The 12552-nt window shown below is 43.0% G+C and carries 13 protein-coding genes; 3 read left to right on the top strand and 10 right to left on the bottom strand.

The genetic code is table 11. From position 1 onward, the window contains the following. The first annotated feature begins 23 nt into the window (after nucleotides 1–23). From O3607_RS06495 to rbsB, 3 genes are read left to right on the top strand one after another with little or no spacing between them, the layout of a single operon-like run. Nucleotides 24–1505 (top strand): sugar ABC transporter ATP-binding protein, encoded by a 1482-nt coding sequence (locus O3607_RS06495; protein ID WP_316062152.1) that lies wholly within the window; start codon nucleotides 24–26, stop codon nucleotides 1503–1505. Further along, nucleotides 1505–2440: an ABC transporter permease gene (locus O3607_RS06490; RefSeq protein ID WP_123138321.1), complete on the top strand. Its 936-nt coding sequence runs from the start codon at nucleotides 1505–1507 to the stop codon at nucleotides 2438–2440. Before O3607_RS06495 ends, O3607_RS06490 begins: the two co-directional genes overlap by 1 nt. 9 nt (nucleotides 2441–2449) lie before the next feature. After that, the gene (rbsB, locus tag O3607_RS06485) at nucleotides 2450–3352 is read left to right on the top strand and encodes a ribose ABC transporter substrate-binding protein RbsB (RefSeq protein ID WP_060919259.1); all 903 of its coding nucleotides are present in this window, start codon (nucleotides 2450–2452) and stop codon (nucleotides 3350–3352) included. A gap of 56 nt (nucleotides 3353–3408) precedes the next feature. On the opposite strand, the gene O3607_RS06480 is transcribed toward rbsB, so the two are convergent. The 10 genes from O3607_RS06480 to pcp all read right to left on the bottom strand — a co-directional run bounded on the left by O3607_RS06480 (nucleotide 3409) and on the right by pcp (nucleotide 12436). Beyond that, a complete protein-coding gene (locus tag O3607_RS06480; protein WP_371443580.1) occupies nucleotides 3409–3807 on the bottom strand; it encodes a hypothetical protein in 399 nt (132 codons plus the stop codon). A 147-nt stretch (nucleotides 3808–3954) separates the two neighbouring features. Then, the gene (locus tag O3607_RS06475) at nucleotides 3955–4437 is read right to left on the bottom strand and encodes a GNAT family N-acetyltransferase (protein WP_077707931.1); all 483 of its coding nucleotides are present in this window, start codon (nucleotides 4435–4437) and stop codon (nucleotides 3955–3957) included. Between the two features lie 11 nt (nucleotides 4438–4448). Then, nucleotides 4449–5222 (bottom strand): amino acid ABC transporter ATP-binding protein, encoded by a 774-nt coding sequence (locus O3607_RS06470; protein WP_287499694.1) that lies wholly within the window; start codon nucleotides 5220–5222, stop codon nucleotides 4449–4451. Beyond that, nucleotides 5219–5935: an amino acid ABC transporter permease gene (locus O3607_RS06465; protein ID WP_004694252.1), complete on the bottom strand. Its 717-nt coding sequence runs from the start codon at nucleotides 5933–5935 to the stop codon at nucleotides 5219–5221. The genes O3607_RS06470 and O3607_RS06465 overlap by 4 nt, the downstream gene beginning before the upstream one ends. 6 nt (nucleotides 5936–5941) lie before the next feature. Continuing rightward, nucleotides 5942–6658, bottom strand: a complete 717-nt coding sequence (locus O3607_RS06460) for an amino acid ABC transporter permease (protein WP_265138279.1) — start codon at nucleotides 6656–6658, stop codon at nucleotides 5942–5944. 55 nt (nucleotides 6659–6713) lie between these two features. After that, on the bottom strand, nucleotides 6714–7553 hold the full coding sequence (locus O3607_RS06455) for a transporter substrate-binding domain-containing protein (RefSeq protein ID WP_371443579.1): 840 nt from the start codon (nucleotides 7551–7553) through the stop codon (nucleotides 6714–6716). Beyond that, the gene (locus O3607_RS06450; RefSeq protein WP_371443578.1) at nucleotides 7546–9042 is read right to left on the bottom strand and encodes an MmgE/PrpD family protein; all 1497 of its coding nucleotides are present in this window, start codon (nucleotides 9040–9042) and stop codon (nucleotides 7546–7548) included. The genes O3607_RS06455 and O3607_RS06450 overlap by 8 nt, the downstream gene beginning before the upstream one ends. Before the next feature lie 32 nt (nucleotides 9043–9074). Continuing rightward, entirely contained in the window at nucleotides 9075–10190 is a 1116-nt protein-coding gene (locus O3607_RS06445) for a glutathione S-transferase C-terminal domain-containing protein (RefSeq protein ID WP_295218732.1), read from the bottom strand. A gap of 231 nt (nucleotides 10191–10421) precedes the next feature. Beyond that, nucleotides 10422–11750, bottom strand: a complete 1329-nt coding sequence (locus O3607_RS06440; protein WP_298697115.1) for an S-layer homology domain-containing protein — start codon at nucleotides 11748–11750, stop codon at nucleotides 10422–10424. A gap of 32 nt (nucleotides 11751–11782) precedes the next feature. Beyond that, a complete protein-coding gene (gene pcp, locus O3607_RS06435) occupies nucleotides 11783–12436 on the bottom strand; it encodes a pyroglutamyl-peptidase I (protein ID WP_287533529.1) in 654 nt (217 codons plus the stop codon). Nucleotides 12437–12552 lie beyond the last annotated feature (116 nt).

Genomic DNA, 12552 nt, shown 5'->3' with positions numbered 1-12552 from the left:
TCACCAATCATATAGGAGTAGTTATGGAAATTGTTATGTCAGGCATTGCGAAGGCATTTGGTACGAACCAAGTACTGCGCGATGTAAGTATTACCCTCAAGGAGGGCGAAGTTCACGCCTTGATGGGCGAAAACGGGGCTGGCAAGTCCACCCTCATGAATATCCTTACGGGTATTCACAAGGCAGACGCTGGTACCATCACCATCAACGGCGTAGAGCGCACCTTCCCGAACCCGAGAGAAGCCGAGCTAAACGGTGTGGCTTTCATCCACCAAGAGCTCAACATTTGGCCAAACCTAACATTGTTAGAAAACCTATATTTAATGAGACCAAAGCGCAATAAATTTGGCATGCTCGATAAAAAGGCAATGCTCGCTGAGGCGGAAAATACATGTCGCGAACTAGGCATCGAGTTGCCCCTCACAACTGAGGCGGGCCTTTGCTCCGTTGGTCACCAACAAATGACAGAAATCCTCCGCATCTTGATGTTAGATGCAAAGGTTGTCATCATGGACGAACCAACAGCAGCCCTTACAGAGCGTGAAACGGCGACATTGTTTAATATGATGCGCAAAATGAAAGCACGCGGCGTTGCTATCGTATATATCTCTCACCGTATGGAAGAGGTATTTAGTGAATGTGATACAATTACGGTTATGCGTGATGGTCACACCATCATCACTAAACCAACATCTGAGATTTCTGTAGACGAAGTAGTACGCCACATGGTAGGCCGTTCTATCGACGAGTTCTACCCTGCTCGCACCACAACACCAGGCGAAGTGGTGATGAGCGTGGACAACCTCAAACCAGAAGGTTTTGATAACAATATTTCCTTCTTCTTGCGCAAAGGCGAAATCCTTGGCGTAGCAGGCCTCATGGGCGCTGGCCGTACAGAAATTATGCGCGCCATTTTCGGTGTAGATAAACATAATGGCGGCACCGTAACAGTTAACGGCTCCGTTCTCAACTGTAAAAAACCAGAAGATGCCATCAAAGCTGGCATTGCTTTCATCACAGAAAATAGAAAGAGCGAAGGCTTGATCCTCGATTTCTCCATCGGTTCCAACATTACCTTGCCGAACCTTGGCGAAATTTGCCCATCTCATATACTAGATAGCAACAAGCTCAATTCCTTTGCTGACGAATTGTCTAAAAAACTAGGCGTTAAAACACAATCTATTCACGAACCGGCATCGTCCCTATCCGGTGGTAACCAACAAAAAGTAGTTATCGCAAAATGGGTTGGTAAAAAGCCATCCATTATCATCATGGACGAACCGACACGCGGTATCGATATCGGTGCGAAACGTGATATTTATGATTTAATGAATGAATTAACGAACGATGGTGTGTCCATTATCATGGTGTCCTCTGAGTTACCTGAAGTGCTCGGCATGAGCGACCGCGTTATGGTCATTCATGAAGGTCGCGTAGCAGGTATCTTGGACCGCAGCGATGCAACACCAGAATCGATTATGACATTAGCCACAGGAGGACAATAATGGACAGCAAAGCGCTACAATATGTAAAAAAATTAGGCCCCCTCATCGGCCTCATCCTATTATTTGTAATTATCTCTGTCATGAACGACAGTTTCCTTGAATTCTCTAACTTGCGTAACTTGTTGCGCCAAGTATCCATCAATGCGATCATCGCCTTTGGTATGACCTTCGTCATCTTAACAGGCGGTATCGACTTATCCGTTGGTTCCATCCTCGCCCTCTCCAGTGCAGTGATGGCCAATCTCATCGTAACTGGTACTGACCCTGTATTGGCTATCTTCTTAGCTGCAGGTGCTGGTCTTGTATTGGGTGGTATTAACGGTCTCGTTATTACTTATGGCCGCGTAGCTCCATTTATCGCTACCTTGGCGACCATGACCATCTACCGTGGTGCGACTTTAGTATTCACGGACGGCAATCCAATCTCTGGCCTTACCCAAGACCCTCTATTCCACGGCTTTGGCCAAGGAGATATTGCAGGCCTCCCAGTTCCAGCTATCACAATGTTCCTAGCTTTCATCATCCTCTGGTTCGTATTGAGCCGCACGTCCTTAGGACGTAAAACATACGCCGTAGGTGGTAGTGAAAAGGTAAGTTACATTGCTGGTATCAAGATTGACCGCGTTAAAATCTTCGTGTATGCCTTAACCGGTATGCTCTGTGGTATCGCGGGTGCAATCATCACATCTCGTCTTAACTCTGCACAACCTACAGCAGGTGCAGGCTACGAACTCGACGCTATCGCAGCCGTAGTTCTTGGCGGCACAAGCCTTGCTGGTGGTCGTGGTCATATCGTTGGCACATTAATCGGTGCCCTCATTATCGGTACCCTCAACAACGGGTTAAATATTCTCGACGTTTCCAGTTTCTATCAACAAGTTGTAAAAGGTATTGTCATTTTATTGGCGGTTCTTGCAGACCGCAAGAAAGCCTAGGAGGTTCCTATGAAAAAACTATTGTTACTGTTGGCGATGGCTATCATGGTTATCGGTCTTGTAGCAGGCTGTGGTAAAAGCGCTGATAACGGCGGCGACAAAAAATCCGGCACGATCGGCTTCTCTGTTTCCACATTGAACAACCCATTCTTCGTAACTATGAAAGAAGGCGTTGAGGCTCAAGCTAAAGCGCTTGGTCTTAAAGTTAAAATCGTTGATGCTCAAAACGACCCTGCAAAACAAGCAAACGACATTTCCGACTTGCTTGAAAGCGGTGTTTCCGTATTGATCATCAACCCTGTAGACTCTGCAGCTATCTCTACTTCCGTAGAAGCAGCAAATGCTAAAAACATTCCTGTAATCACTGTTGACCGCTCTGCTGACAAAGGCAAAGTAGTAGCTCACATCGCTTCCGATAACGTAAAAGGTGGCGAAATGGCAGCTCAACTTATCGTTGATAAAGTAGGCAAAGCTGCAAAAGTTGCAGAAATCGAAGGTATCCCTGGTGCTTCCGCAACTCGTGAACGTGGCCAAGGTTTCCACAACGTAGCTGACAAAGACTTAACAGTAGTAGCAAAACAAAGTGCTGACTTCGACCGTACAAAAGGTTTGAACGTAGCAACAAATATCTTGCAAGCTAACCCTGATGTACAAGCTATCTTCGCTCATAACGACGAAATGGCATTGGGCGCTATCCAAGCAGCTAAATCCGCAGGCAAAACAATCTTCATCGTAGGCTTTGACGGTACTGCTGATGCAGACAAAGCTGTTAAAGACGGCACATTGGCTGCAACAATTGCTCAACAACCAGACCAAATGGGTAAAATCGCTATTGATACAGCTCAAAAAGTTATCAAAGGCGAAGCTGTAGAAGCTAAAATCCCTGTAGATCTTAAAGTTGTTACAAAATAATTGTATATAGAAACTGGGTACAGAAAAAGAGTCGCATCTTAAAGACGCGACTCTTTTTATTTCGGCTCTTTCTCTAAAAACACTTTAAAGAACTCAATAAACTTTGGCAAATACGTTTGATCTAAACTTTCAATAGTCATATTACATTTGTAATTATAAGTGGTACAGATGTTAATCTCCATCGTTAGAGCACCCTTTTGATCTAACGAGAATGTAAGCGTATCCCCTTCTCCAGTTAACACATAAGTAAAGGTTGCTTTTCCTTTACAGTTTTCATATAGCTCAACTAATTCTTTGTATCCCCTATGAATACCAGACCAGTCACTAGGGTCAATGTACCCAGCACAGATATTGTAGCCCTGTTTAATATATACGCCAAACACACCAAATTGAGATAATTCTGTATCCATATCAAAAGCAATGGTTAAATTAGGTTCATTTACGATTTCATACATCCTATTCACACTCCACAAATAGTAATATTTCTATTTATTATAACATTACATGTATTAACAAAATAGTAACTAGAAATAAAATAGCGACTAGTTGATTAGCTTAACTAGTCGCTATTTGTATGGTAGCACTCCAAATTAGAGTTCCTCTTACAGTGTTTTCTTAAAGAATATAGTGGTATGTACCTTCCCAGGTAGTTGTGTTCGTTTATATTCTTTAAAGCCAAAGCCTTCATACATTTTGGCAAGCCATGGGTGTTCTGCAGCCGTACCTAATGTTACGGCTGGTGTTTTATATACATTGCGCAATAGGTCTTCTGCTTCAGCTAGGACTTCACGAGCATAGCCCTTTCCCTTATGTTCAGGGGCCGTCACGAAGTGTGCAATGTGCGGATATACATCTGGCGTAGCTTTTGGGATCCAAGGCATACGGAATGAAATAGAGCATACCAAGGAGCCATCTACGTAGAGACCAAATACAGGATATTTTAAGATCCACGCCCGCGACTCTTCTTGGCTAAAGTTGATGGCATCAAAGGATATAGGATAGTTCTTATTCTCCGCATAGCCCGCAATCAACACCTCATGATACTCAGCTGCATCATCTACGGTTAACTGTCTAAATTCTTTCATATGTACCTCGTTTAAAGTGCTGCGCTATCTAGAGGTTGTTCACTATCTAGTGTAAGGTAACGGCTCAAGAATTTGCGTGTTCGTTCTTCTTTTGGATGTTCAAGGACAACCTTAGGGTCCCCTTGTTCTACGATGACGCCGCCTTCCATGAATACGACTTGGTCCGCCACTTCTTTGGCAAAGCCAATTTCATGAGTTACGATAATCATCGTAACCTTGAGTTCTTTCGCAATCTTGCGAATTACAGCCAATACTTCACCTACGAGCTCTGGATCGAGAGCAGATGTAGGTTCATCAAAGAGGATAACCTCTGGGTCCATCGCAAGGGCACGAGCGATACCAATACGTTGTTGTTGACCACCAGAAAGTTGTACTGGATAGTAATCATCATAGCCTTCCATACCTACTTCCTTGAGGAAGCGTTGCGCAATTTCACGGGCCTCAGATTTTTTCATTTTCTTAACTGTTACAAGGCCTTCCATGATGTTTTCAATAACTGTTTTATTGGAGAACAAGTTATAAGACTGGAATACCATGGATGTGTTACGGCGGACGTTTAAGATTTCCTTGTTAGATGCTTTATGTAAGTCTACGGAAATATCATTTAATTGCATTGTCCCTGCATCGGCCTTTTCAAGGAAGTTAAGCGTTCTAAGGAACGTCGTCTTACCACTACCAGATGGGCCAAGGATAACCGTTACAGATCCCGTTGGCACATGTAGGTCGATGCCCTTTAAAATTTCACGGTTCCCGAAGGATTTGTGAACTTGTTTAATATCTATCATAATGCATTACCTCGTTTATACTTGCTTGCATAGATTTCTAAACGATGGAAGATAAATTCAAAGACAATCCCCATCACCCAGAATAGACCGGCCACCACGATGTAGGCCTCAAAATACTGTGAATTTTCTTCTGTATATAACTTTGCAGCGCCAAACAATTCAATAACCGTGATGACGAATACGATGCTCGTACTCTTCATAGTGTTAAGGAATTGGTTCGTAAATAGTGGCAACGCAAAGACTGTCGCTTGTGGCAATACAATGCGACGGAACGCTTGGAACCAAGTCATACCGATGGCTTGAGCCGCTTCCATTTGCCCTTTCGGTACAGATTGTAAAGCAGCCCGGAAGATTTCACTCAAATACGCCCCTGTGTGTAAGGTTAAGCCTACAACGGCTACAAAGGTAGCTGGCACCTTTTCAAAAGGCACATGCACCCCTGTTTGATCCTCTAAGGCGAGGAAAAGAATTGGCAAGCCATAGTACACGAGGTATAAGAGAACCATGTTCGGAATACTACGGCACAACAATACGTACAAATAGCTGAGCTGACTGAGCACAGGTACTTTATTTTGTTGTAGCACGCAACTTAATAGTCCTAGGATTGTACCCAAACCAACACTGAGGAAGGTGATCATGAGGGTTACTTTCACATAAGGAATGACAGCAAAGAAGGTGCCATAAATATAGGTTGAATCAATAATATGTCCCATAAGCCCCTACTCCTCACTGATCAAAATGCGTTGCGTTTCCTTGCCCGCAACGGTAAAACGTTTTTCAAGCAATCGGCCCAAGAGGGACACGATGATAATTAATATGCCGTAAATGATGGCTGCATCTACGAATAACTCAAGATAACGCTGGCTATTGCCGCCCATGAGGTCCGCCTTACGCATCATATCTACAACGCCGACGTTAAAGATGAGCGCCGTCCCTTTCAACATGCCGATAACGAGGTTCGTCAACGGTGGAATGCTCATAGTGAAAGCCTGCGGCAAGATGATGCGCACATAGCTTTGGAACTCGGTCATACCAAGGCTCTTAGCAGCTTCCTTCTCACCAGGAGCCACCGCATCGATACTGGAGCGCATGATTTCGGCACTATACGCCGCAATATGCAATGTAAACACGGCGTATACAAATACGAGGCCCGGCACATTTCTCATGTTAAGCCCCATATGGGACATGATTTCTGGCACCCCAAAGTATATGAGGAACAGCTGTACCAAGAATGGAGTGCCCCGCATAAAGGATATAAATACGATAAATAATTGGTTTAATACTGGTACCTTCTTGAGGCGAATGATGGCTATGATAGAGCCTAAAATAACACCTAAGATGGCAGAAATAACGGTAATGAGCACCGTTACGTGCACATAATTCAAGAGCTGTGGAAACGCTTGGATCATGTAGGACACATCAAAATACTTGCCCACAGTAGCACCTCGCTTCTAGACATAATAGAATAAGGCCGCCAAGGCGGCCTATTCGTTATTTTTGTGTTGGATCGAATGTGTAATCCCCACCAAGATATTGTTCAGAAAGTTTTTTCAACGTACCATCAGCACGCATTTCTTTCATCGTTTTATCGATTTTTTCGTTTACTTGTTTCATGTCGTCTGTCCGTTTAGACAAGAAGTAGGTTGGTACTACTGCCAATACATCGCCTACGGCTTTGAGTGGTAAGCCACGGTCCTTAATAGCAGAGTTAATTACGTATTCGTACTCACCAGCTGCATCGGCACGACCTGTAGCAACGAGGTTCAATGTTTCAGCACCTGCTTTATCTGTGTAGATAATGTCAATTGGTGGATTAGCTGTTTCGTTGAATTGTTTTACCAATTCATTAAACTCAGAGGATGTAGTAACGGCGATTTTTTTGCCTTTCAAATCATCTAGTTTAGAAATGTCATTGCGGTCGTTTTTAACTACTAATTTACGTGTGGAGTAGTTGTTAACCTCATTTGTGTAGTAGTATTTTGCTTCACGTGTAGGATTGCGGCGCATTTGGTTCGCAATCATATCCACTTGGCCTGCATCCATCGCTACGAAGGCAGCATCAACAGCCATAGGCTTGAAGTTGAAGTGAAGGTCTGGATTACGACGTTCAATTTCTTTCAACAACTCTACGTCAAAACCTGTAAGGTTGCCGTTATCATCTGTGTAGGAATACGGGCGAACTGTACCGCGTGTAGCTACGTTAACTACTTTAGCATCTGGATTTACTTTCGCTTCCTTAGATGTATCATCGCCACAGCCAGCTACAACGAGCACGCCTAGTGCCAATGCGCCGATGGCGAATAATTTCGTCAATTTCTTTGTATTAAACATGTAAAACTCCTTCTTTTCGCAATGTTAGCAAGAATGGCTCTACCTTATCAGTATTGGTAAAAGCCTCAATCATTCTATCTATTTGTTTTGTCTCTAAGGTGAGACCTAATTTAATGCGTATATCCTCTAATGTAAGAGGATTATTCGGTGATCCTTTCGGATTGCTCACCGTCTCTGTGAAAGTCTCTCCATTCTTTAAGGTAACGGTTACCTTTGTAATCCGCTCTGTTTGGGATACCTTCGGCAAGTCATAGACACGTTCTATACGATTCATATAGTCTCGTACTGATTGGTCTATGCTATCAATCTTAAATAGTTCATCCTGTACCGCTCCATACGCAAGGACTTGGTACACGATGTACTCTATGGAAAACTGCCCTTCTCGACCTGTTGTTGGCGCTGTATACCGCAATGCTGCATCAGCACCAGGCGGGAAGTGTACAGTAACTCTATCTATATCATCCCAAAGGGAAGAAACGAGGGTGGCACATAGTCTACGTTTACCTTGCTCCTCTGCATCTGGTGAAACGTTGTAGTGCTTAGACACATACGAAGAAGATGTAGTATATATACTATGTGCCACGGTTTCTGCTGCTTCAGCGCCACAAATAGCTGCCGAGCAATACGGGTGGACTTTCATCCATAAACCAGGGTCAATGAGTTGCCCTGGCGCTAGCCAACGACTAGCGATGTCATTTGATGTAACAGTAATATTACCGATGGTCTTAAACCAACCCCGTTCAGGGTCAAATGGTTTTGTACTTGTTTGAAGTGATGTATGTTGTAACAGTTCGTAAGCCCATACGCCATTGCGTGCTGCTAGTCCCGCATGGAGCGGCTTACCATCTGTACCACTTTGAAAGAACATGCCCGCCGATTGAGTAGCAGCCAGAGACAGGAGCTGAGCCAAGCTTTCACCATGAAGGCCTCGCAAAGCGCCTATAGCGGCCGCCGCCCCAATAACACCAACGGTCCCCGTAGAATGCCATCCTTGGGTCCGATGGGCAGGATTGATGAGAGAACCAATGATACCCTCTAACTCGGCCCCGATGATATAGGCATGAAGAAAATCATGCCACGTATCGGTGGGATCCAGCACTGCTAGTAGAGCAGAATATAAAACAGTACTAAAGTGACCCGCCAAATTTGCCTGGGCATCATCAAAATCTAGATAATGCGAGGCGAATCCATAATACAGAGCCTTGTCGGCTCGTTTAACGGTTAAATAGCTGTCATAACCATCTACATTAGCTGTTTTATCCTGATTAGCTGTTTTATTCTGATTAGTAGATGTATCCTGATTAACAGTTATATTTTGATTAGACCCTATAAACTGAGCTAAGTCCTGAACGGCTTGTTCCGTCTCAGCGGAGGCTAAGGACGCCAGATAATCTAGAAAAGCAATGCGAGCCACTGATAGGAGGTCCTCACGGTTCGTCACATCCGTTTGTTCTATGTAGTTCACAATCGTCTGTGTTACTAAATCCATGGGTTCCCTTTCAGTTATTTAACATTAATCTATTATTTACCAAATTTTTCAGCACGGTCATTTGGTTCTAACCAAATGGAGTCGTCTGGACCTTTTGGAACAAGGCGTGGTAGATCTTCAAATGGCGTATGGTCTACATAGTAGAAACGTTTACGCATGGAGTCAAAGTCTGTTGTGCCCCCGAATGCTGGGTTGGAGTATAAGTCCTTCGCGTAGTTCCAAAGGTTTGGATAGTCCACGAGGCGTTTTTTGTTAACCAAGTATTTTTGGTAGAACACAAGGTCAAAGCGTGCCAATGTTGGGAAGATACGGATATCTGGATCTGTAATAGTATCACCCATCAAGTAACGTTGCTTGCTAAGGCGTTCTTCGAGCCAGTCTAAGCGAGCAAAGATACGGTCATAGTAGTATTCGTAATCTTTTTGGTTTGTTACGAGAGCTGCCAAGTTTACCGCCAAGTTGAAGTCAGCGTAGATGATAACGTTCAATGCATCGATATCGGCACGCAATTCTTCTGGGTAAATATCTGGAGCATCAGGAGAGATGAAATCTTTGAAGCCCAATGCTAATTCTGTAGTCAACGCATGGTAATCGTTGTTTACTACCGCACCAGTTGTAACATCTACGATAGCTGGTACTGTGGAACGTGCGTCGTAGTTAGGGTCGCCTTTGCGGTACGCTTCACCTAAGGAGTGAATGCCCAATACAGGGTCCTTTTCGTCTTTATCAAGGGTAAAGAACCAGTCTGCAATAACGCCTGCTGGACGCAATGGATCAACAGTGCCTTTAGAGATTACTGTATCTAAGCCAAGCAAATCGATGGCGATGGCAATGCGGTGAGCCCAAGGACAATGCTTAGACCATACAAGACGGTAACGATCTTTTTCTACAGGTAGAAGCCCTGGTTCACTCCCAAAAGGTGTTGTGAATTGAGGTTCTTCGCTATCAGAATATTTTTGACGACGGTTAAAATTCGATGCATCTTTACCTTCATACTCCTTTTGCTCCCCTTGAGAACGAGGATTACTAGACTGAAACTCAGAAAAATCGATAGGACAAGGATTCATAGCACGTTGGAACTCAACTTCTTTTCGAGCTGCCGCGATACTAGGATCCTTGATGTTGCTTACATCTACGTGTTCACTCATTCTATACTCCTATAGAGGTCATCTCGATTCGCTTTACAATTCTTATTTTGAAAGCTACTGTGATATCCCTCACTTATTCCTACTAACTTAATATGATTATGTGATTATATTACATTATTTAAATACCTATGTCAATAATAGGTATTTAAAATTTATAATGATTATTGAAAACAAAAAAGCCCGAGCTATATCTTTTCTAGATATAACTCGAGCTTTATTTAGATTATGTAATTAGAACATGAAGTTTACATCTGTACGCCAGTAATCACCTAATTTATTACCGTCCATATCTTTATTACCGAAGCCATAGTAAGCACCGATGGATACATTTTGGAATGGTACGTAGTTTACATTAGCTACGAAGCCTTTAAAGCCATTACGTACATGGCCGACGCCTTTATTATCTACATAGTGTTGATTGTAGAAGCTATAGGCAGGAGCAAAGGCACTACTGAAGATTGGAGAATTTGCTTCTTCATAGTAGTATTGACCGCGAACGCTATAAGTATGAGCTTTCTTAATGTCATAGTTACCATAACCAAGGCTAGCCATCCACGCATGAGAATCAGATACGCCTGGTGCTGTAAGCCATTCGCCGAAGACGTTCCAACGTTTAAAGTTCATGTTTGCGTTGAGGCCCCAAATGTTTTTGTATGGAGAATCAATAAAGGATTTAACTTGTTTACCAGTAAGTGCATCCACATCTTGGCCTTGGTACAATTTACCATTATGGAAGCGACCATACATACCGCCAAGGGTAACATGTTTATTGAGTTTACCTTTAACTTCAACCATAGCGGCAGTAATAGTATTGTCTTTAGTTTGGTATGTAGGAGCGCCGCCCAACCAGTAACCATAACTAGCGGACACATCAAGCTTGCCATGTTTGTACATGAGACGAGCACCATCAACGAGATCATCATACATAAGACCTAGAGCTGGTGTATAGAGCTGACGCCCTACGCGCAAAGTTGTGTCTTTACCGAAATGATGATCTACATAGGCAAGATTAATTTTGCCTTGTGTTGCATTGCTATTACCGAGTTCACTAGAGCCTTGAATACGTACAACAGCATCAGTTTTATCATTAACTTTAGCATTAAAGATAACACGGGCGCGATAATCAAAGGAAGAATGTTTACCATACGCATAGGTATCATTTTTCAATTCGCTGCCACGGTAACGCAATCGATAGTTACCAGTTACCTTTACATTCCCTACTTGATTTTCTAATTTGGCTACTCGTACACCTAATGTGTTGAGCTCAGAACCGAATTCATCGGCCAATCGATTAATCATCGCTTGTTGTTCAGCATTGGCTTTATCTTGGTTAGCCATCGCTTTAGCCACCATTTGAGCCATTTCGTAACGCGTAATAGGATTGCTGCCTTTGAAAGTTCCATCAGGGTATCCATTAATAATACCTGCATTTGCTAATTGCTCAACAGATTGATACGCCCAACTAGAAGCATCTACATCGGAAAATGGATTGGCTGCATACACACTTACAGAACCCAATACCATACAGGAAACTAAACTTGCTACCAACTTTTTATTCATTAAAAAGACCTTCTCTCATATAGATATCACATTTATTCGTGAGGTGTTGTATAGTTAATATCTTGTGCCTTGTAGCTTTCACCATGAGCTAATACGTGAACGATGGTTTCCAATGTGGCACGTACAGTTTCAACAGCCATACTTGGTTGATTTGGTTTATCCACAACTTGAGATGGCAAGTACGGAATGTGCATGAAGCCCGCCTTAATATTGCCTTTTTGTGCTGCATAATGACACACTCCATACATCAAGTGATTGCATACAAAGGTACCAGCTGTATTAGAAACCTTTGCAGGAATGCCATTTTGGTGCAATGCATTAACGATGTTTTTAATTGGCAACGTTGCAAAATAGGCACTAGGGCCATCTGCTACAACAGGTTCATCTTCAGGTTGGTTGCCTCCATTGTCTGGAATGCGGAAGTCATCGCAGTTAATAGCAACACGTTCTACTGTAATATCTGGGCGCCCCCCTGCTTGACCTACACATAGAATAAAGTCTGGTTGGCATTGTTCAGCCGCTGCTTTCACAGTATCAACAGATTTGTAACGTACAGTAGGAACCATTTGAGTTACTACCTTATACTCACCATCGGTATAGCCATCCATTATTTTTACCGCTTCCCAAGCTGGGTTAATAGGTTCACCGCCAAATGGATCAAAACCGGTAATCAAAATTGTTTTCATCACACTACCTCATAACGATATATCTTATGGTGCATTAAAATAATCAAACATGACACGTAACCTTAAAAGGATATATCATATAGTTTCATAAGAATATCATACTTTCATAGAAAAGG

The sequence above is a fragment of the Veillonella sp. 20925_1_51 genome (genome assembly GCF_041431445.1).
GTDB classification, from domain to species: Bacteria; Bacillota; Negativicutes; order Veillonellales; family Veillonellaceae; genus Veillonella; species Veillonella nakazawae.
This window is presented reverse-complemented; position numbering and strand designations above follow the sequence as displayed.